Source organism: Kribbella sp. NPDC051936 (assembly GCF_040680955.1).
Lineage (GTDB): Bacteria > Actinomycetota > Actinomycetes > Propionibacteriales > Kribbellaceae > Kribbella.
In genome coordinates, this window is record NZ_JBFAXS010000008.1 from 96,959 (window position 1) to 116,806 (window position 19,848).

20 protein-coding genes are annotated in these 19,848 nt (G+C 69.4%); 7 read left to right on the forward strand and 13 right to left on the reverse strand.

Annotation, left to right across the window (positions count from 1 at the left end; translation table 11 throughout):
• Position 1 precedes the first annotated feature (1 nt).
• The 5 genes from rimM to AB0L64_RS27940 form a co-directional block, all read right to left on the reverse strand.
• The gene (rimM, locus tag AB0L64_RS27920) at positions 2 to 547 is read right to left on the reverse strand and encodes a ribosome maturation factor RimM (protein ID WP_363714704.1); all 546 of its coding nucleotides are present in this window, start codon (positions 545 to 547) and stop codon (positions 2 to 4) included.
• 74 nt (positions 548 to 621) lie between these two features.
• Positions 622 to 873: an RNA-binding protein gene (locus AB0L64_RS27925; protein ID WP_131292053.1), complete on the reverse strand. Its 252-nt coding sequence runs from the start codon at positions 871 to 873 to the stop codon at positions 622 to 624.
• 5 nt (positions 874 to 878) lie between these two features.
• Positions 879 to 1,367, reverse strand: coding sequence for a 30S ribosomal protein S16 (gene rpsP / locus AB0L64_RS27930; protein WP_363714706.1), 489 nt, complete (start codon positions 1,365 to 1,367; stop codon positions 879 to 881).
• Positions 1,368 to 1,538: 171 nt separating this feature from the next.
• A complete protein-coding gene (locus AB0L64_RS27935; RefSeq protein WP_363714708.1) occupies positions 1,539 to 2,882 on the reverse strand; it encodes a 6-phospho-beta-glucosidase in 1,344 nt (447 codons plus the stop codon).
• Positions 2,879 to 3,631 (reverse strand): DeoR/GlpR family DNA-binding transcription regulator, encoded by a 753-nt coding sequence (locus AB0L64_RS27940; RefSeq protein ID WP_363714710.1) that lies wholly within the window; start codon positions 3,629 to 3,631, stop codon positions 2,879 to 2,881. The genes AB0L64_RS27935 and AB0L64_RS27940 overlap by 4 nt, the downstream gene beginning before the upstream one ends.
• A 126-nt stretch (positions 3,632 to 3,757) precedes the next feature.
• On the opposite strand from AB0L64_RS27940, the gene AB0L64_RS27945 reads away from it, so the two are divergent.
• From AB0L64_RS27945 to AB0L64_RS27960, 4 genes are read left to right on the forward strand one after another with little or no spacing between them, the layout of a single operon-like run.
• Positions 3,758 to 4,720: a PfkB family carbohydrate kinase gene (locus tag AB0L64_RS27945; RefSeq protein WP_363714712.1), complete on the forward strand. Its 963-nt coding sequence runs from the start codon at positions 3,758 to 3,760 to the stop codon at positions 4,718 to 4,720.
• A gap of 4 nt (positions 4,721 to 4,724) precedes the next feature.
• Entirely contained in the window at positions 4,725 to 6,014 is a 1,290-nt protein-coding gene (locus AB0L64_RS27950) for an extracellular solute-binding protein (protein ID WP_363714714.1), read from the forward strand.
• Positions 6,011 to 6,940, forward strand: a complete 930-nt coding sequence (locus AB0L64_RS27955; protein WP_363714716.1) for a sugar ABC transporter permease — start codon at positions 6,011 to 6,013, stop codon at positions 6,938 to 6,940. The genes AB0L64_RS27950 and AB0L64_RS27955 overlap by 4 nt, the downstream gene beginning before the upstream one ends.
• A complete protein-coding gene (locus AB0L64_RS27960) occupies positions 6,937 to 7,764 on the forward strand; it encodes a carbohydrate ABC transporter permease (protein ID WP_363714718.1) in 828 nt (275 codons plus the stop codon). The genes AB0L64_RS27955 and AB0L64_RS27960 overlap by 4 nt, the downstream gene beginning before the upstream one ends.
• Here the strand turns inward: AB0L64_RS27960 and AB0L64_RS27965 are convergent.
• Together AB0L64_RS27965 and AB0L64_RS27970 are read right to left on the reverse strand one after the other, a co-directional pair.
• Complete coding sequence (locus tag AB0L64_RS27965) at positions 7,730 to 9,832, reverse strand: caspase family protein (protein WP_363714720.1); 2,103 nt, start codon at positions 9,830 to 9,832, stop codon at positions 7,730 to 7,732. The genes AB0L64_RS27960 and AB0L64_RS27965 overlap by 35 nt on opposite strands.
• A 1-nt stretch (position 9,833) precedes the next feature.
• Entirely contained in the window at positions 9,834 to 10,217 is a 384-nt protein-coding gene (locus AB0L64_RS27970; protein ID WP_363714722.1) for a hypothetical protein, read from the reverse strand.
• A 119-nt stretch (positions 10,218 to 10,336) separates the two neighbouring features.
• On the opposite strand from AB0L64_RS27970, the gene AB0L64_RS27975 reads away from it, so the two are divergent.
• Genes AB0L64_RS27975 through AB0L64_RS27985 form a run of 3 tightly spaced genes read left to right on the forward strand, consistent with a single transcriptional unit; the run spans position 10,337 to position 12,745 of the window.
• Complete coding sequence (locus AB0L64_RS27975) at positions 10,337 to 10,531, forward strand: hypothetical protein (RefSeq protein ID WP_355699255.1); 195 nt, start codon at positions 10,337 to 10,339, stop codon at positions 10,529 to 10,531.
• A 22-nt stretch (positions 10,532 to 10,553) separates the two neighbouring features.
• Positions 10,554 to 11,903: an SPFH domain-containing protein gene (locus tag AB0L64_RS27980; protein WP_363714724.1), complete on the forward strand. Its 1,350-nt coding sequence runs from the start codon at positions 10,554 to 10,556 to the stop codon at positions 11,901 to 11,903.
• A 59-nt stretch (positions 11,904 to 11,962) separates the two neighbouring features.
• Entirely contained in the window at positions 11,963 to 12,745 is a 783-nt protein-coding gene (locus tag AB0L64_RS27985; RefSeq protein WP_363714726.1) for a peptidoglycan DD-metalloendopeptidase family protein, read from the forward strand.
• 42 nt (positions 12,746 to 12,787) lie between these two features.
• On the opposite strand, the gene AB0L64_RS27990 is transcribed toward AB0L64_RS27985, so the two are convergent.
• The 6 genes from AB0L64_RS27990 to AB0L64_RS28015 all read right to left on the reverse strand — a co-directional run bounded on the left by AB0L64_RS27990 (position 12,788) and on the right by AB0L64_RS28015 (position 19,667).
• Positions 12,788 to 13,900 (reverse strand): S1 family peptidase, encoded by a 1,113-nt coding sequence (locus AB0L64_RS27990; RefSeq protein WP_363714728.1) that lies wholly within the window; start codon positions 13,898 to 13,900, stop codon positions 12,788 to 12,790.
• A gap of 86 nt (positions 13,901 to 13,986) precedes the next feature.
• A complete protein-coding gene (locus AB0L64_RS27995) occupies positions 13,987 to 14,625 on the reverse strand; it encodes a response regulator transcription factor (protein ID WP_359930753.1) in 639 nt (212 codons plus the stop codon).
• Positions 14,616 to 15,860 carry a histidine kinase gene (locus AB0L64_RS28000; protein WP_363714730.1) on the reverse strand — a complete coding sequence of 415 codons (1,245 nt, stop codon included), beginning with the start codon at positions 15,858 to 15,860 and terminating at the stop codon, positions 14,616 to 14,618. The genes AB0L64_RS27995 and AB0L64_RS28000 overlap by 10 nt, the downstream gene beginning before the upstream one ends.
• 60 nt (positions 15,861 to 15,920) lie before the next feature.
• Positions 15,921 to 17,240 carry an N-acetylmuramoyl-L-alanine amidase gene (locus tag AB0L64_RS28005; RefSeq protein ID WP_363714732.1) on the reverse strand — a complete coding sequence of 440 codons (1,320 nt, stop codon included), beginning with the start codon at positions 17,238 to 17,240 and terminating at the stop codon, positions 15,921 to 15,923.
• A gap of 110 nt (positions 17,241 to 17,350) precedes the next feature.
• A complete protein-coding gene (locus AB0L64_RS28010) occupies positions 17,351 to 18,436 on the reverse strand; it encodes an amidohydrolase family protein (RefSeq protein WP_363714734.1) in 1,086 nt (361 codons plus the stop codon).
• 52 nt (positions 18,437 to 18,488) lie between these two features.
• On the reverse strand, positions 18,489 to 19,667 hold the full coding sequence (locus AB0L64_RS28015; RefSeq protein WP_363714736.1) for a lytic transglycosylase domain-containing protein: 1,179 nt from the start codon (positions 19,665 to 19,667) through the stop codon (positions 18,489 to 18,491).
• Positions 19,668 to 19,848: the final 181 nt, after the last annotated feature.

Consider the following 19,848-nt stretch of genomic DNA (forward strand, 5'->3'; position numbering starts at 1 on the left):
GTCAGTCCCCCGGCTCGGTCTGGACCACCTCTGCGCCCTCGGGGTCGAGCAGTCCGGGCCGGTCCGCCACGAGGACGTACCGCTTGTCGATGTCGATCTCCGGGACCAGCTCCTCGACCATCGGAACCAGCACGAGGTTGCCCGCGGTGCGCCGGATCTCGAGGAGGTCCTGCGACGGCAGGTGCACCACGTCGGTCACCTCGCCGACCTCGACGCCGTCGGTGGTCCGGACCGCGAGCCCGATCAGGTCACGGTCGTAGTACTCCTCCGGGTCCTCGGGTCGCTCGTCGTCGGGGACCTCGCACTGCACGAGCAGGTTGCGCAACTGCTCGGCGGCGGTCCGGTCCGGCACCTCGGCGAACTTCACCAGCAGCCGTCCGCTGTGCCAGCGGCTCGCGGCCACGGTCAGCCTCCGGGACACCTTGGCGTCCGTCACCAGGACCGCGCCGTCCGCGAACCGGCGGTCCGGCTCGTCGGTCCGCACGTCAATCCCGACCTCGCCCTTGATCCCGTGCGCCCGGCCGATCCGCCCGACAGTCACCAACACGTGCACTACTCCTTTGTACGAAGTGAAGGGCCGCACCCCACAGCGGGGGGCGGCCCTTCGGAGGACTGCTGAGCTCAGCGGCGCGGACGCCGGTTGAACTCGTCGACGAAGTCGATGCGCAGCGAGGACTCGGAGCTGAGGGCGCCGACGACGGTGCGGATCGCGGTGGCGGTGCGGCCGTTGCGGCCGATCACCTTGCCGATGTCGTCGGGGTGGACGTGCACCTCGAGGGTGCGGCCACGCCGCAGGTTCCGGGCCCGGACGCTGACGTCGTCGGGGTTGTCCACGATGCCTCGGACCAGGTGCTCGAGCGCCTCGGTCTCCATCATCGTCAGGCCTCGGTGGTCTCGGCCGCAGCCTCGTCGGCCTTCGGCTCCTCGGCCTTCGCCTCGTCAGCCTTGGGGGCCTCGGCCGCCTCGTCCTTCTTCTCGGCCTTCTTCGCCGTCTTCTTGGCGGTGACCGCCTCGGTCTTCAGCGAGCCGTGGGCCTCGGCCAGCGCCTCGTTGAAGATCTCCTGCTTGTCGCGCTTCGGCTCGGCGACCCGCAGCGGCGCCGGGGCGTCCTGGCCCTTGAACTTCTGCCAGTCGCCGGTGGCCTTGAGGATCGCCTCGACGGCCTCGCTCGGCTGCGCGCCGACGCCCAGCCAGTACTGCGCCCGCTCCGACTCGACGCGGATGAACGAGGGCTCGGCCTTCGGGTTGTAGATCCCGATCTCCTCGATCGCCCGGCCGTCCCGCTTGGTGCGGGCGTCCATCACGACGATGCGGTAGTGCGGGGTGCGCTTCTTGCCGATGCGCTTCAAACGGATCTTGACTGCCACTTTCGGGTGGTCTCCCTTGGAATTACAGACTGGGTGAGCAGCACAGCGTCGTGGGGACAACGGAGTGACACTCGATGGGCCGGCCGGGCCGTGGAGTTAGAGGGCTGCACGAACCAGGACGGACTCAGCAGGCCATTGTGCCAGATTCGGCACCGCTCGGACCAATCGGCCTCACGCGCGCAGGTACGCCAGGTTCGGCAGCTGCTCGACGTACGTGTCGAGCAGGTGCCGGGCCACCGTCACCGAGTCGACCAGCGGATGGTAGGCGAACGCTTTCAGCGCGGCCGAGCGGGACGCCGCGGTCGCCGCTTCGATGGTGGACCGCTCGACGGCCTTCACCGCGCTGATCAGGCCCGCCTGGTGGTCCGTGAGCTGGGAGACCGCCACCGGCAGCGCCCCGTTGGCGTCCACGGTGCACGGGATCTCGACCACGGCGTCGTCGTCGAGGTGGTGCAGGACGCCGCGGTTGCGGACGTTCAGGATCAGCGAGGCGCGCTCGTTGTGCGCGATCGCCCGCATCAGCGACAGCGCGACCTGCTCGTACCCGCCGGCCGCCATGTCGCGCTCGTCGCGCTCCCCCGCGTCCGCGACCTCACGGCTCTCCACCATGTACGTCGACTCGCGCTCGGCCCGGGTCTTCTGCCACAGCTCCAGCGCCTGGTCCGGGTGCTTGCCGGTCTCGGCGTAGAACGCGGACTGCTGCTCCAGCAGGAAGGTGCCGCGCGTCTGCCGGACCCCCTGGACTGCGGCCAGCGTCTCGCGCGCGAAGTAGTAATAGTGCAGGTACTCGTTCGGAATCGAGCCGAGCGATCGCAGCCAGTCCGCTCCGAACAGCCGGCCCTCCTCGAAGGAGCCCAGAGCATCGGACGACTGCAGCAGATCGGGGAGCCGGTCCACACCGCCGGACCGCAGCCCGCGCAGCCAGCCGAGGTGGTTGAGCCCCGCGTAGTCGTAGAACGCGGTCGACGGGTCCACTCCGAGCGCCAGCGCCGCGCGCCGGCCCAGGCCCGACGGCGAGTCGCAGATACCGATCACCCGATCGCCCAGGAACGGGATCATGGCTTCGGTCACCATGCCGGCCGGGTTGGTGAAGTTGATGGTCCAGGCGTCCGGGGCGACGGCCGCGATCCGCTGGGCGATCTGCACCGCGACCGGGAGCGTGCGCAGGCCGTAGGCGATACCGCCGGCGCCGACCGTCTCCTGGCCGAGGACGCCGAGGTCCAGCGCGACGCGCTCGTCCACGGTCCGGCCTTCGAGGCCGCCGACCCGGATCGCCGAGAAGATGAAGTCGGCGCCACGCAGGGCCTCATCGAGGTCCGTCGTCGCCGTCACGACCGGTGCGTCGGCGGTGTCTGCTGCCTGCTGGCGGAGGACGGCCGCGATGGCCGACAGCCGGGACGAGTCGGTGTCGTACAGGACCACCGACGTGATGCGGCCGGGGCCGCGGTCGCCCAGGAGGGCGTGGTAGACGAGCGGAACCCGGAAGCCGCCCCCGCCCAGAATCGTCAGCTTCACGCGAGGACCACCTCTACTCCTGCTTCGGTCAGTTGGGCACGGGTCGCCTCGTCGGCGTCGGGCTCGGTCACCACCATGGTCAGCTCCCCCGGCTCACACACCCGGGCGACTCCGTGGCCCGGGAACTTCGTGCGGTCGGCGAGCAGGACGACGCGGTCGGCGGCGTTGATCATCGCCCGTTTGATCGGCACCTCGATCATCGTGCTGTCCATCACCCGGCCGTCCGGACGGACGCCGCTGGTGCCCAGGAACAGCCAGTCGACGTGGATCTGCCGCAGGCTCTCCTCGGTCAGGTAGCCGACCAGCGAGCGGTAGCTGCGGCGCACGAACCCGCCCAGCACGATCAGCTCGATCTGCTCGTCGTTCTGCAACTCCTCCAGTACGGCGAGGTTGCTGGTCACCACGGTCAACGAGCGGCCGTGCAGGTGCTGCGCGACCCGGAGCGCCGTCGTACCGATGTCGAGCAGCACCGACTCGCCGTCGGCGACCAACTCGGCAGCGCGGCGCGCGATCCGGTCCTTCTCCTCGGCATGCACGGCGTTGACGTCGGCGAACGGCTCGTCACCGCCGTCGACCGCCAGCGCACCGCCGTACACCCGGGTGAGGCGGCCTTCGGCGTGCAACTGCTCGAGGTCGCGCCGGATGGTGGCCTCGCTGACGCCGAGCTTCCCGGCCAGCACCTTGACGCCCCCGGCCCCATCGGCCCGGAGCGCACGAACGATCTGATCCTGTCGCTGCTTCGGCAACACAGAGAGACCGTATCACGCAAACTCAATCATTTTTAGTCAAAGTTGTGACCAGGTATTGCGGATCCTGAGCAAGAGTTTCAAGATTCATGAACGAGTTTGATCGAGCCTGACGGAGTGTGGCTACCCATGCACGAGCTGGACGTACCGGTTCTGGATGTGGTCGTGTCTGGTCTGGTATTCAAGGACCTGGTGCTAGGCCTGCCCACTGCGCCGCGTCCGGGCACCGAGGTCTGGGCCACCGAGTCGCACGAGAGCCCCGGCGGCATCGCGAACTTCGCGGTGGCGCTCGCCCGGCTCGGGCTGCGCACCGGCATGGCCGCGGCGTTCGGTGCGGACGCCACCGGTGACCAGGTCTGGGGCTACCTGAGCGCCGAGGGCATCGATCTGTCACTCTCCCGCAGACTCGCCGGCTGGCAGACGCCGCTCACCGTGGCCCTTGCCTATGACAACGACCGGGCACTGGTCACGAGGGGCACGTCACCCCTGCTGTCGGCCGACGAGCTGATCACCACGCCGCCGGCTGCCCGAGCCGTCGCCGCGCACATCGGACCCTGGCCGAACGATTGGCTGGCGAAGGCGAAGGCGGCCGGCAGCGTGGTGTTCGCCGATGTCGGCTGGGACCCGACCGAGCAGTGGGGCCCGGCCGTCCTCGACCAGCTCCAGCACTGCGACGTGTTCCTGCCCAACGCCGACGAGGCGATGGCCTACACGCGGACCGACTCGCCGGAGCAGGCCCTGCGCAGCCTGGCCGAGCGGGTTCCGCTGGTGGTCGTGTCCAACGGCGCCGCGGGCGCCATCGCTCTCGACGCGAGTACCGGCGAGCACGTCGCCGTACCGGCGTTTCCGGTCCCGGCGGCGGACAGCACCGGGGCGGGTGACGTGTTCGCCGCCGGTTTCATCGCCGCCACGCTCTGGGGACTGCCGCTGGCGCAGCGGGTGCGGTTCGCCGCGCTCACCGCCGCACTCTCCGTCACCCGGCTCGGCGGCGCGGACGCCGCACCGCGCTGGGCCGACCTCGCGGACTGGCAGGCCGCGCATCCCGAAGACCAGAACCTCCAAGCGCTGATCAGCGCACACTCAGGAAGGTAGAACCATGGAGCTCTCACGTCGGACGCTGCTCGGGGGCTTCACGGCCGTGCTCGGCGGCAGCCTCGTCGGCTGTTCGTCCGGGATGAACACCGCCGGTACGACGGCCAAGAAGAACACCACCACCGAGCTGACGATGTGGTGCTGGCCGGGAGGCCTCGGCAAGTCGGTGCTGGACGACACGATCGCGCACTTCCCGGACCCGAAGATCAAGTACTCCGAGATCGGCGGCGACTACAAGCAGAAACTGGTCACCACGTTCAACGGCGGCACCGGGATCCCCGACATCACCGGCATCAAGGGCGAGGACATCGCCTCGCTGCTGCCGCAGGCCGACCGCTTCGTCGACCTGAAGACCGTCGGCGCGGACTCGGTCCTCGGCGACTACCTGGAGTGGAAGGTCAACCAGGCGACCACCCTCGACGGCAAGGTGATCGGCCTGCCGATCGACGTCGGCCCGACCGCGCTGTACTACCGCGAGGACATCTTCGCCGCGGCCGGCCTGCCGAGCGACCCCGCCCAGGTGGCCGCACAGCTGAAGAGCTGGGACGACTTCTTCAACGCCGGGGTCCAGCTGAAGGCGAAGAACCCGAAGGCGCTGCTGGTCTGGGACGCGACCGACCTCTACGACATGGTCGTCGGCCAGGGCACCGAGCGGTACATCTCCAAGGACAACAAGTTCATCGGCGACCAGGACCACATCCGGAAGGCCTGGGACACCTCGGTCAAGGCGATGACGCTGAAGATCGACGGCAAGACCCCGAGCGGCAGCCCGGACTGGAACGCCGGCCTCGACCAGGGCACGGTGCCCGCGCACATCGGCGCCGCCTGGGTGGCGCTGGACATCAAGTCCGCGGTGAAGTCCAGCGCCGGCAAGTGGCGGCTGGCGGCGACGCCGAGCGGCCCGGCGAACTTCGGCGGCTCGTTCCTCGCGATCACCAAGAACGCGGCCGATCCGCAGAAGGCGTTCGACGTGATCAAGTACATGCTCAACCCCGACAACGAGGCCAAGGCGTTCGCCGACGCACAGATCTTCCCGTCGACGCCGGCGGCCTATGACAAGCCGCAGCTCAAGGCGGCCGACAAGTTCTTCGGCGGCCAGGTCCCGATCGACGTGTTCGGGCCGGCCGCGAAGGCGATCCCGGTCGCGTACCAGAGCCCGTACGACGACTCGGTCGCGGCGCCGTTCCACGACGAGCTGAAGACGGTGCAGACCGGCGCCAAGACCTCGGACGCGGCGTGGTCGGCCGCGGTCTCGAAGGCGAAGGCGATCGCCAAACGACAGGGAGTGCAGTGACCGCTACTGTGACCGTGCCCGCCGCCAGGGCGACGACGGCGGCGCCGAGACGGCGGATCTGGTCGTACTGGCGGTTCTACCTGGCGCTGTCACCGTTCTACATCCTGTTCGCGGTGTTCGGGCTGTACCCGATGCTGTCCACGATCGTGCTGGCCTTCCAGCGCTGGGACGGCCTGAGCGCCCGCAGGTTCACGGGGCTGGACAACTTCGCCTTCCTGGTCAAGGACCCGACGTTCTGGCAGTCGCTGGAGAACACCGTCGTCCTGTTCCTGATGTCGACGGTCCCGACGCTGGTGCTCGCGCTGCTGCTCGCGGTGATGCTGCAGTCCGCGGTCCGGTTCACGAACGTGTACCGGATCGCGTACTTCATCCCGAACGTGACGTCGCTGGTCGCGATGGCGATCTTCTTCAGCTCGATCTTCAGCACGAACTTCGGTCTGGTGAACGCCGCCCTGCGGTCGCTCGGCATCCCGCAGCAGGACTGGCTCGGGCAGCCGTGGGGCATCAAGATCGCGATCTCCACGATGATCGTGTGGCAGTGGGTCGGGTACAACACGCTGATCTACCTGGCCGGGCTGCAGGCGATCCCGAAGGACCAGTACGAGGCCGCCAAGGTCGACGGGGCCGGGGCGGTCCGGACGTTCTTCGCGATCACGTTGCCGCAGCTGCGTCCCGTTGTGTTGTTCACGGTCGTGATGTCGACGATCGGCGGGCTGCAGACGTTCACCGAGCCGCAGGTGATGGTCGGCAACAGCGGCGGCACCGGGCAGAGCGGCATGACCGTGGTGCTGTTCTTCTACCGAGCCGCGTTCCTGGACAACGACTACGGGTACGCCGCGGCGATCGCGCTCAGCATCTTCGCGCTGGTGCTGTTGTTCACGGCCATCAACTGGCGGATCTTCCGCGGACGGGGTGAGGATCGATGACCCGGTACCGGCTGCGCGGTCTCGCGCTGCATGCGGCGCTGGTCCTGGCGCTGCTGGTGTTCATGTTCCCGTTCGTGTGGACGATCCTGATGGCGTCGAACACAACCGCGGACATCTACCGTTTCCCGCCCAAGCTGACGTTCGGCGGGCATTTCGGGGAAAACGTCCGGCAGGTGCTGGAGAACGTCGCGTTCTTCCAGTCGATGGCGAACACCGTGGTCGTGGCGGTCTGCACCACGCTGCTGGTGCTGTTCTTCGACTCGCTCGCGGCGTTCACGTTCGCCAAGTTCCGGTTCCCGGGGCGGAACGCGCTGTTCGTGATCCTGCTGGCGACGATGCTGCTGCCGGCGCAGCTGGCCGCCGTACCGCAGTTCCAGACGATGGCGCTGCTCGGCTGGGTGGGCTCGCTGAAGGCGCTGATCATCCCCGGCGCGGCGAACGCGTTCGGCATCTTCTGGATGCGGCAGTACTTCCAGAACTCGATCCACAACGAGCTGGTCGAGGCCGCGACGCTGGACGGCTGCGGCTTCTTCGGCACGTACTGGCACGTCGCGCTGCCGTCCGCGCGGCCGGCGCTGGCGTTCCTCGGCATCTTCACGTTCGTCGGCTCCTGGAACGACTACATGTGGCCGCTGATCGTGCTGACCAACCCGGACCACGTGACGTTGCAGGTCGCCCTGTCGACGCTGAACCGCTCGCACGGTGTGGACTACAGCATGGTGATGACCGGTGCGCTGATGGCGATGGTCCCGCTGGTGATCGTCTTCGCGATCTTCGCCCGCCAGTTCATCAAGGGTGCGACGGAAGGCGCAGTCCGCGGCTGAGCACGCCGGCGATGATCAGTACGTTGCCGAGCAGCGCGACGACGAAGACGGACGGGGTGTCCGCCTGGGTCGCGGCAGGGATCACGGAGAGGATGCCGATCAGGCCGTACGTCGTCACGGTCGCGCTGAGCCAGTTGCCGGCGTCGGAGCCCCACTTCGACGCCAAGGCGAACCAGCCGAGCGCGACCGCGACGAGGGGCTCCAGCGCGGCCAGCATTGTGACGTGAAAGAAGGACACACCGCTGGAGTCCTGCAACAGCGCGCTGAGCATCAAGAGCGCGCCCCCTGCGATCACCAGGACCGCCGCTACTCGTGGGACGGGCCACAGCGGCAGCCGGTCGGGCCGGTAGTAGAACAGCAGTACGGCGGCCAGCACCACGGCGATCGCGCCGGTCAGTAGCCACGCGGTGGTCTCGTCGGTCCAGATGCCGAAGAGCTTCACGCTCTCGCTGGACGAGATGCCGCCGACAAGGATCAGCACGCCGTCCTCGAGGATCGCGGCGAGACATCCCGCGAGGACGCCGAGGACGACAGGCCGCGCGGACCGGGCCGCGAGGCTCGCGAGCAGGATCACGAACGAGGACACGATGATCGGGTCCCCCGAGCTGCGGTACACGTACCAGCCGGTGTCATCGTCGAACCAGAGCTTGCGCGAGTTGGCCTGCCCCGGCCAGTTCAGGTAGATGAGCAGCCCGGCGCCGACCACCAGAACGCCGACGATCCACCACGGAACCTGGCGCGACGACGACGGTGTGCGCCGCGGCGGCTCGGGGACCGGCGCGGGCTCGGGCGACGGCTCGGGCTCCGGTTCCGGCGGGCGCGGCGGCGGTTCGGACTCGGTGTCCGGCAACGTCAGGTGGACCGGGATGGTCCGCTCGCCGGTCGGACCGCTCACGATCAACGTCGCTTCGCTCCCGCCGGACGCGTCGGCACGAACTGTGATGACGTCGCCGTCCTGCTGGACCTTCAGCCACTCCACGCTCGACGTCGCGACCGCGGTCTGCACGATCGGCGGACCTTCGAGCCGTACTTCGGCACCCTCCGGGCCGAGGTCGAGCGCCTCGGGTGTCACCCGCGGAACGGCCTCCTCGAGCGCCTCCGCCGCGGCCATCGCGACCCGTCGGCTGTCGTCGTTCACCATCGGCTGCAGCGCCTGCCAGGCGGCGTACGCCTGGCCCAGATCGGCGCCGGCGAGGCGCTCGCGCAGGTAGTCGACCACGCCGAACCTTGCCGCCGGCAACGGGCTCTCCAGCGCCGCGACCAGCTCCGGCGCCAACGGCGTCGGCGTGATCCGGCGGATCCGGCTGCGCGCGATCAGCAGTTCGCCCTGGGCGCCGAACGTCCACATCTGCGGGTTCTGGTTCGGCGTCACCCGATGGACCCGGTCCGTCACGTACCCGACCAGTTCGGTGAGGCCGACCCAGCCGTCGCCGTCCCGGTCCGCCTCGCCCGTCGTCAGGCCGTCGACCACGGCACCGGTGAACACCGACGGGACCGGCGTCGCGTCCGTCGCCAGTTGTCCGCCCTCGAACGCGTACTCCATCGCGCTCGACGCCGTCACCACGACCCGGCCACGGCCGCCGCCGACATCGGCCTGCCCCGCGAACGCGTCCCGTACCTGCGCCTCACCAGCCGCACGCACGACCATGCCGCGCGGGAACGCGCCGCCGTAGCAGCAGTCCAGGAACAGGGCGATCCGCTGCGCCCGGCTGTCCGACATCTGCCGGTTGACGAAGTCGGCGGCCACCGCTGTCGACGCCAGCCGGGCCGGTTTGGTGTCCGCGACCGCCAGGAACAGTTCGCCGGCCGCGTTCTTCAGGCCGTGGCAGGAGAAGTGCAGCAGCAACAGGTCTTCGGGCTGCCGGTCGGCGAAGAAGTCCTCGACCGCGACCCGGATCTCCTGCGCGGACTCGTTGCGCAGGACCCGGACCTCGAACCCGCCCACCGACGGGTCCGCCAGCGTCTCGGCCAGTGCGGCCGCGTCGTGCGCCGGTGCGACCAGGCTGCGCAGTCCCGGATCGTCGTAATGATCGTTGGCCACCACGAGGGCGATACGCGCGCCGGACATGTCACACGTCCGCTCCGGCGTGCCGTCGGACGAAGGTGTCGATCAGCTGTTGCTGCATCTCGTCGGAGGCGCCGGTGAGCTCGATCACGTCGCCGTCGATCGTGACCTTGACCGATCGCCCGCCGCCGGATCTGCGCAGCCACTCGCGGATCACCCCGACGACCCCGCCGATCGCCTGCAGCCCGGGCGCCAGCGAAACGCTCAGCACGCCGGCCACCGCGGCGAGTCCGCCCTTCGAACCCGGCGGCGCCTCGCCCTCGGTGTACGGCTCGACCGACCGGACGTCGAGCATCAGCAACTCCTGGCGCAGCAGCAGCGCCAGTACCTCGAGCCGTTCGGTGTCCACGCTGCCGTCGACGACCTCGACCCGGACCTCCCCAGCCATGGCCCCTCCCCACCCCCAGGCCGCTGCTCCAACAATGCGGCCGTTGCGGGTCCGGCCACAAGCCATCGACAACGTAGGCTTCGGGAACTGGATCGTGCGCGGCGACGTCGGAGGGACACATGACAGGCAAGCGGGGGCGGGTGATCGGCCGGATCGCACCCGGGATCGTCGGCGAGGTGATGCTGCCGGTCCGGGGTGCCACCGAGGCCTTCTACGCTTACCCGGCGACCGACGAGGTGCTCGAGGTGGGGACACAGGTGGTCGTGGTCGATTTCGACCCGCCCCGCACCGTGTACGTCGCTCGTGCCATTTAATTGACGTTCCCTTGGAGGGGAAATGCTCTGGACGTACCTGATCATCGCGGCGGTCGCGGTGGTCGTCCTTCTGATCCTGTTCCGGACGGTCTGGCGGGTGGCGGAGCCGAACGAGGCGCTGATCATCTCCGGCCTCGGCGCGCACTCGAGCACCGACCAGGTCAACGAGACCCTCGGATTCAAGATCGTCGTCGGCCGCGGCACCGCGGTACTGCCCGGCTTCCAGACGGTACGGCGGTTGCCGCTGGACATCCGTGCGACGCCGCTGACCGTGACCTGCGTGTCCAGCCAGGGCATCCCGCTGCACATCAAGGGCGTCACGGCCTACAAGGTCGGTGACGACTACGGCTCGATCGCGAACGCGGCCCGGCGGTTCCTGGAGCAGAGCGACGAGCAGGTGATGGGCACCATCCACGAGCTGTTCGCGGGTCACCTGCGGGCGATCGTCGGCTCCACCACGGTCGAGGAGATGCTGCACGACCGGGAGACGCTGACCACCAACATCCGCGGCTCGCTGGCCGGGGACATGGAGAAGCTCGGCCTGGTAGTGGACTCGCTGCAGATCCAGGAGATCGACGACGAGTCCGGCTACATCAAGAACCTCGGCCGTCCGCAGGCCGCCGCCGTCGAGGCCGCGGCCCGGATCGCCCAGGCCGAGCGGGACCGGGAGGCGACCGAGCGCGAGCAGGCCGCCGCCGCCCAGAAGGCCGCAGCAGTGCGGGAGAGCTCGATCGCCCAGGCCGGTTACCAGGCCGAGGTCGACCAGGCGAAGTCGAAGGCCTCGCAGTCCGGCCCGCTGGCCGAGGCGCTGGCCCGCCAGGAGGTCGTCGTCGCCGAGACCGAGACCGCGAAGCTCAACGCGTCGCTGGCCGAGAAGCAGCTGGAGTCGTCGGTGCTGAAGCCGGCCGACGCCGAGGCGTACCGGCAGCGCACGCTGGCCCAGGCCGCCCGGGACGCGCAGATCGCGGCCGCCGAGGCGAACGCCCGCGAGGTCCAGCTCCGCGGTGAGGCGCAGGCGAAGGCCACCGAGCTCACCGGTAAGGCCGAGGCGTCCGCGGTGCAGGCCAAGGCGATGGCCGAGGCCGCCGGTATCAAGGCGCGCGCCGAGGCGCTGGCCACCAACACCGAGGCCGTCGTCGCGCAGCAGCTGGCCGAGGCCTACCCGGAGATCGTCTCCGCGGCCGCCGGCTCGTTCGAGAAGGTCGGCAACATGGTGGTCCTGAACGGTGCCCAGGGCATCGAGGACACCCTGGTGAAGACGATCACGATGGGCGGCTCCGGTTTCGCGCTGGCCAAGCAGCTGATCGACTCGCTGGCCACGAAGAAGGACCAGACCCCCAAGCTGGAGCCGGTGGCCGACGAATCGGCCTGACAATTAACTACAGACGCAAACCGTTGAAGGTTGCTGCTTGACGGCTGACACTGAGCCTCATGCCGCCCAGAAGAATCCTCGCAGTACTCGCCGCGTTCCTGCTCGGCGCCGCCGCCCTGGTGGCGGTGCCGACGCAGGCGCAGGCCGCGCCGAACTTCAAGGCCCCGTTCCCGTGTGGCCAACGCTGGACCTACAGCCACCACTCCGGTGAGGTCCGCCGCGCACTCGACTTCGTCCGCGCCGACGGCGGGACGACGAACGGCACGCCGGTGCTCGCGTCCGCCGGCGGTACGGCGTACCGCTACTCGCAGCCGAGCGGCGCCGGCAACTACATCGCCATCGAGCACGGCGGCGGCTGGAAGACCTACTACTTCCACCTGTCCGCGTACTCGGTGGGCAACGGTCAGCAGGTCTCGCAGGGCCAGCAGATCGGAGTCACCGGCAGCACCGGCAACTCCACCGGCCCGCACATCCACTACGAGCAGCTGCTCAACGGCATCGGGCAGAACATCGTCATCAACGGGTCGGCGCTGGCCTACCCAGGCTCGTACGGCTCCTACTTCCTCACCAGCGACAACGGCTGCTCCGGCCCGGGCAAGAACTACATGACCTGGGGCTCCGGCGTGAACATCCGCTCCGACGCGCACCTGAGCTCGCCGGTCGTGACCACGCTGGCCGGACCGACATCGGTGTGGGTGCTCTGCCAGAAGCAGGGCGACACAGTGAACGCCGAGGGCTACACCAACAACTGGTGGTCCAAGCTGCGTGACCAGAACGGGTTCATCAGCAACATCTACATCGACGACCCGAACGCGCAGCTACCCGGCGTACCGACCTGCTGAACCAGTGGGATCCCCTTGCGTGCAAGGGGATCCCACTCGCGTCTAGGCGGTGTGCAACGTCAGGCCGTACGCCTGCAGGATCTCGTTGACCGGCTGGAACCACGTCTCGCCACCGCTGCTGCAGTTCCCCCAGCCGCCGGACGTGACGCCCTGCGCCTGGTCACCGGTGATGAACGACCCACCCGAGTCACCACCCTCGGCGCAGACGCTGGTCTTGGTCGCGCCGTAGAACAGCTGACCGTTGCCGTAGTTCACGGTCTCGTTCTTGGCCAGGATCGTGCCGCAGTGCCAGTGTGTGGTCGAACCGCTGCGGCAGACCGACGAACCGATCGGCGCCTCCCACGAGCCGCGGACCAACTGGTCGCTCACCTGTCCCCAGCCGAGCACGACCGGCACGGTCCACCAGCCATAGCCGGTGGCCACCCACGCGTAGTCGTTGCCGGGGAACGACCAGCCACGGAACGAGCCCTGGTCGGAGCCGTCCCAGCCGCGCACGATGCCGCTCCGGCCACAGTGGCCGGCCGTGACGTACCCGCCGTACACCGAGAAGCCGATCGAGCAGCGGATGTTGCTGACGTAGTACGGGTCGCCGCCGACCGTCCCGGCCGCGAAGGTGCGCGGGGCCTGCGCCGCGACCTCCTTGACCGTCACCGCACCGGCCTTGGCGACCCTGGCGACGAACGCGTCGACGGCCGCGGAACGCTTACCTGCTTGGACGTTGACCACCACGCTGCCGGTCCGCGGGTCAGCTGCCCACCCGCTGACCGCAGCCGGCACTGCCTTACCGGCCAGCTTGTCGACGGCAGCCTTGCGCTGATCCAGGGCCTTCGCCGGCACGGGTACGGCGGCCACTTGCGCGCCGGTTGCACGTACTGCGGCAGTACGCGCGGAGCCGACCACGCCAACAACCAGCTTCTGCGTGGCGGCGTCGTACCAGGCTCCGCCGTACGCGGCACCGGCTGCTTTCTGGGCCGCGGGCAACAGCTTCGCCGCGGAGGTCTCGGCTGCCAGCCGTTGCTGCATCTGCTGCTCGGTCAGCCCGAAATCGCGTTGCATGGCCGCGGACTGGCCGGGCACGGCCAGAGGCTCGGCCAGCGCCTGCGCGGGCACAGTCAGGACAGCCGCCGTGAGTACGGCGGCCAGGAGGACCTTCATCTGAACTCTCCTCACCTAGGGGCGGTTCGGTGGATGAGAGCGCTCTCAGATCGAGAGTGGCCTACGTTGTCAGGCGCGTCAAGGGTTCACAGGCCGAGGTAGGCGAGAACGGCGAGGACGCGCCGGTGACCGGAGTCCGTCGGCGGCAGGTCGAGTTTGAGGAACACGTTGCCGACGTGCTTGTGCACCGCGCCGTCGGAGATGACGAGCTTCTCCCCGATCGCCGTGTTGCCGAGGCCTTCGGCCATCAGCGCGAGCACTTCGCGTTCCCGCGGCGTCAGCCGGTCCAGCGGGCTGCTCCGCTTCACCATGAGCTGGCTGACCACCTCCGGGTCCAGCACAGTCCCGCCGGCCGCGACGCGCCGTACCGCCTCCAGGAACTCGTCGACGCGAGACACCCGGTCCTTCAGCAGGTAGCCAACGCCTTCGCTGCCGGCCGCCAGCAGCTCGGCGGCGTACACCTCCTCGACGTACTGCGAGAACACCAGCACCGGAAGCCCTGGCCGCACCCGGCGCGCCTCGATCGCCGCCCGCAGGCCCTCGTCGGTGAACGTCGGGGGCAGCCGTACGTCGACCACCGCGATGTCCACCGGGTGCTCGTCGACCGCCTTGGCGAACTCGTCCGCGTCGGTGGCGACGGCGACGACCTGGAAGCCGGAGTTGTCGAGCAGCAGACTGAGGCCTTCGGCGAGGATCGGGTTGTCCTCGAGGATGATCACCCGCACGGAAGGATCACCTCGACGGTGGTTGGCCCGCCGATCGGGCTCTGCAGCTCCATCTGACCGTCGATCGCCTGCACGCGATGGAGCATGCCATGCAGTCCGCTCCCCCGGCCCAGCAGGTCGGACTGCGCACCGAACTGGGCATTGACCCGTGCTCCGCCGATCCCGTCGTCGGTGACCGCCAGGTAGAGCTCGGGACCACGCCGTTCGAGCTGGATGTCGACATGCCCCGCCGCACTGTGCTTCGTGATGTTGGTGAGCGACTCCGCGACGACGAAGTACGCAGCGGCCTCGACTGCTGCCGGGACCTCGCCCAGCGCACCGATGCGGAGCTCGACCGGCAGCGGACACCGGGCGGCCAGTGCCGACACCGCTCCGGCCAGACCGCGGTCCGCAAGGATCGGCGGGTACATCGTCCGCAGTACGCCGCGCAGCTCGGTCATGGCCTGCTCTGCGCCGTCACGGGCGTCGTCCAGCAGCTTGGCTGCCTTCTCGGGGTCCTCGGCCATGGTCTGCTTGGCGATACCGATCCGCATGGCCAGAGACACCAGCTGGGCCTGCGTCCCGTCGTGCAGGTCGCGCTCGATCCGGCGCAGCTCGGCACCGTGCGAGTCGACTGCACCTGCCCTGCTCTTGGTGAGCTCCTCGACGCGCTGCGCCAGCCTGGCCGTCTCCAGTTGGTCCGGGCTGGGCGCGAGCAACCGGAGCGCCGCCTTGGCGTGACCGCGAGCCAGAGCGGGCGCAACCCGCCCCAGGAACCACAGACTGGCTCCGACCTGCAGCGGGCCGAGCGTGAGGGCCTCGAACCAGTTGTCGACGTCGAGACCCATCAGGCTGAAGTTGCCCGGGTCGAGCCACCACAGCAGCATGCCGACGATCGCCGCCGGCGCACCGACCACCGCGATGACGGCCACGAGCAGCTCGGGGATCATCGCTACTGGCATCAGCAGGCAGCGCAGGCTGCGCTTGAACGACTTGTCCCGGAACAGCGTCGTGACGTCGCCGGGCTGCCGCGGCAGGGCCGGCGGCAGTTCCTCGGCCTGCGGGATGCCGAGGTACTTCGCCGCCCGGAACCGCTCGCTGTTCGCGAGCTTCACCAGGCCGGCGGTGACGCCCGGGATGATCCAGCCGAGCAGCAGGCTGATCGGTGTCGCGGCCAGCAACGTGACCGACTTCAGGTACCGGATCACCAGATAGCCGGCGGCCGGACCACCCCGGGAGAGGATCTTCGTGAGCATGCACCCATCCTGCGGCACAGCGGCAGCGCAGTCGGTACAGCAGGCTCTACCTTTCGCCTTCTAGCAGTCCGGTACGCCGGGGAGCTTCTGGTTCGGGTCGTCGATGTAGATGTTGGTCATGTAGCCGTGCTGGTCGCGCAGTTTGGCCCACCAGTTGTTGGTGTAGCCGTTGGCGGTCACCGTGTCGCCCTGGATCTGGCACTCGACGAACACCTGGGTCGGGCCAGGCAGCGTAGTGACGATCGAGGCGGACAGCTTCGGCGCCGAGCGGACGTTCACGCCGCTGCCCCAGGTGGTGAAGTTGTACGTCGGCGGGTTCGGGTCGCCGCCGTTCACCAACTGCATGTAGTAGTCCCAGTTCCAGTTGGGACCCGGGTCGGTGTGGTCGTTGTTCGGCATCTCGCTGTGGCCCTTGATGTGGGCCCGGTCCTTCGGGATGCCCCGCCGGTCGGCGATGTTGCGGGTCAGGGCGGCCGACGAACGGTACATCGCGTCGGTGAACCAGGACGGCTGGTCGACGTACCCTTCGTGCTCGATGCCGATCGTGTACGGGTTCTCGGTCCGGACGTGCCACGCGGTGTCCTTCTCGGCCACCATCTGGGTGACCTCGCCGTCGCTGGAGCGGACCACGTAGTGCGCGCTGACCTGTGCCGACGGGTTCTTGAACCAGCTGATCGTGCCGGCGTACGAGCCCTGGGTCACATGGATCACGATCGTGGTGATCGCCGCGGTCCGTCCGACGCGGTAGTTGCTGGTGCTGGCCGGGTTCCAGATCGCGCCCGGGTAGTCGACGGCCGCGGTCCCGAGCGGAGCGGCCTTCGCGTACGCGCCGCGGTCCGGGGTGACCGCCTGCGGGTCCGTCGAGACGCCCGCGGTACGGACGCCGCGCGCGATGATCCGGTAGACCTCGTCGGTGTAGAGCCGTGCTGTCGACGCGTCGGCGGAGTGCGAGTACTTGGCGATCACGCCGTACCACTGACCGAGGTCGCCGCGGTCGGTCAGCTTGGCCTGATCGGCGTACGAGTCGAGGACGGCGGCGGCGCCGAGGACGTTCGAGGTGTCGTCCTTGGACAGCGTCGCGACCGGCAGACCGGTCAGCTTGCTTGCCTCGGACATCGTCTTGTTCACGTTGTTGGCGGCCAGGTGCATCACGCCGTAGCCGTTCGCCTGGCTCGGTGTGCCGTCGTGGCCGTCGAGATGCGTCTCGGCGAACCCGACGCCGACGAGCACCTCCCGCGGTACGTCGTACTTCGCGGAGGCGGCTCGGAACGCGGAGGCGAGCTCCGACTCGGACGGCGGCTGGGCCGCATTGCTCGGCAGAGCCGTCAAGGCCAGTGCGCCGACGGCCAGGAATGCGGGTATCAGGGCGGTTTTACCCATCGGGGCGGTTCCTTCCCGTGTCTGGTCCGCCGAGGGGCGTCGGCGGTCCCGAGAGCCACGCTAAGGGAAGATCTTCCGCTGATTCCAGTGTTTGAGTGAATTTCTTCCCGTCACCGGGAGAAGATCACGCTTCCACGCAGCGCGATCAGGCGCGGGTGGGTCAGCACGGCCGGATTCGCCCGCGGATCCTCGTCGTAGACGACCAGATCGGCCGGATCGCCGGGACCGAGCTCGCTCGGTGCGCCCAGCCAGGCCCGGGCCGCCCACGACCCCGCGGCGAGCGCCTGCTCCCCCGACATGCCGATCTCGGTCAGCGCCTGGATCTCCTGCGCCACCAGGCCGTGCCCGAGAACACCGCCCGCGTCGGTCCCTGCATAGACGGGGACGCCGGCCTCGAACGCGTCCCGCAAACGGTGCAGGCGGCGCTCGTACAGGTCACGCATGTGGGCGGAGTACATCGGGAACTTGGCTGCGGCCTGCTCGGCGTACTGCGGGAAGTTCTCGAGCTGGATCATCGTCGGTACGACGGCCACCTGGCGCTCGGCCATCCCGGCGAGCAGTCCGGGCTCGATGCCGGTGCCGTGCTCGAGGCAGTCGATGCCCGCAGCCAGCAGATCCGGGAGGGCGTGCTCGCCGAACACGTGCGCGGTCACCCGGGCGCCGAGCTCGTGGGCGCGGGCGATCGCGGCGTTCAGCGCCTCGGCCGGCCAGCACGGGGTCAGGTCACCGGCGTCGCGGTCGATCCAGTCGCCGACCAGCTTGACCCAGCCGTCGCCGCGCCGGGCCTCCTGCTCGACGTACGCGACCAGTTCCTCCGGCTCGATCTCCCAGCCGTAGTTGCGGATGTAACGCTTCGAGCGGGCGATGTGCCGGCCGGCCCGGATGATCTTCGGCAGGTCCGCACGGTCGTCGATCCAGCGGGTGTCCACCGGCGAGCCGGCGTCCCGGACGAGCAGCGCACCGGCCTCCCGATCGGCGATCGCCTGCTGCTCCTGGATCTCCCGGTCGACGCCGCCGTGCTGGTCGAGGCCGATGTGACAGTGCGCGTCGACCAGGCCGGGCACGATCCAGCCGCCGGTGTGCACGGTCGTCACATCAGCAGCGGTGGGCCGGTCGACGACCAGCCTACCGCTGAGGTGGATCTCCTGCTGCTCACCAGCCGGCAGCACCGTGCCGACGAGCCTCAAAACCGTCATACGGCTGACGGTATCCGGCGAGGCGCAGCCGGTGCGAGCTACCCGGTGCGAGCTACCCGTGCGAGCCGCCGCCCGGCGTGCAGGTCGGGGTGGTGGTCTCGTTGCCGGCGCACGGGGTCCCGGACGGGGTCTCCGTCGGGGTCGCCGTCGGCGTCGGGGTCGGTGTGGGAGTCGGGGTCGGGGTGGGTGTCGGCGACGGGGTCTTCGTCGGCGTCCTGGTGGGGGTCTTGGTCGGGGTCTTCGTCGGCGTCCTGGTCGGGGAGTCGGTCGGCGTCCCGGCCGGCTTCGGCACCGTCGTCCGGTCGTCCGGTGTGGACGTCGGCACCACCGGCGGCTGTGTCGTCGGCACCGCGGTCGGCGTCGGCGTCGGCGTCGTGGTGTCGTCCGGAACGTCCGGCACCTGGCGCGGGTCGACCCGGCGCTCGGCGTTGCCGTTCGTCTTCGCGGTCGAGATGTTGCCCTTCGCGTTCGGCACGAGGACCGCGTTCTTGCTGTAGACGCGCATCCACTTCAGCACCGTGGCGACGAAGTCCTTGGAGTGCTGGTACCGCAGCAGGGCGGCGACGAGGTCGCGCGGCCGGCGCAGGTCGTCGCCCTCGGCGCAGAGCACCACGGCGACCGTGGTGACCGCGTCGTACACGTTGTTCGGGTTGCGGTAGCCGTCGCCGTTGCCGTCGGCCCCGAACTCGTCCCAGACCTGCGGGATGATCTGCATCGGCCCGACGGCCCGGTCCCAGGTCTGGTCGGCGTCGAACTTGCCCTTGTCGCTGTCGGTGATCCGGCCGTTGCCGTGCCGGCCGTTCAGCACCGGGCCGAGGATCCGGCCGCGGGTGGTGCCGGCCACGTCGACGCGGCCGCCGCTCGCGTGGTCGGACTCGACCTTGCCGATCCCGGCCAGCAACGGCCAGGTCAGCCCACAGTTCGGCCGCACGACCGCGAGGTTGGCGGTGGCGCGGCGGTAGGCGGGGAACACCCCGCGCGGGATGCCGTTCACGGCTCCCGGCCGCCCGGGACGCACGACCGAGCGGCCGTCGGTGGCCCCCTGCACGGGGACGTCGTCGCGGGCAGGTTTGTCGGATCCGAGCCGGCCGTCCACACCGGGACGCTGCGGCACGATCATCGTCAGCTCGTCGAACTCGCCGCTGTTCAGCCCGGCCCCGGGTGACGGGGCGACCGGGCTGCCCGCCTCGAGCGGTCCGGAGGCACCGGCTCCCCCCGAGGCAACGGTCACGATGGCCCCGACCAGGAGCGGGGCCGTACACAAAGAAGCGATGATTATTTTGACCCGACGGTTACCACTACGGGTTAGGCGCATAGCCCCTTCAACGAACCATGCGCCAGAAAGTTACATCAAGACGACGCAAAGTTACGCCGCCCAGAAACCCCTCGGAAAACCGGCACCGAGGTAACGA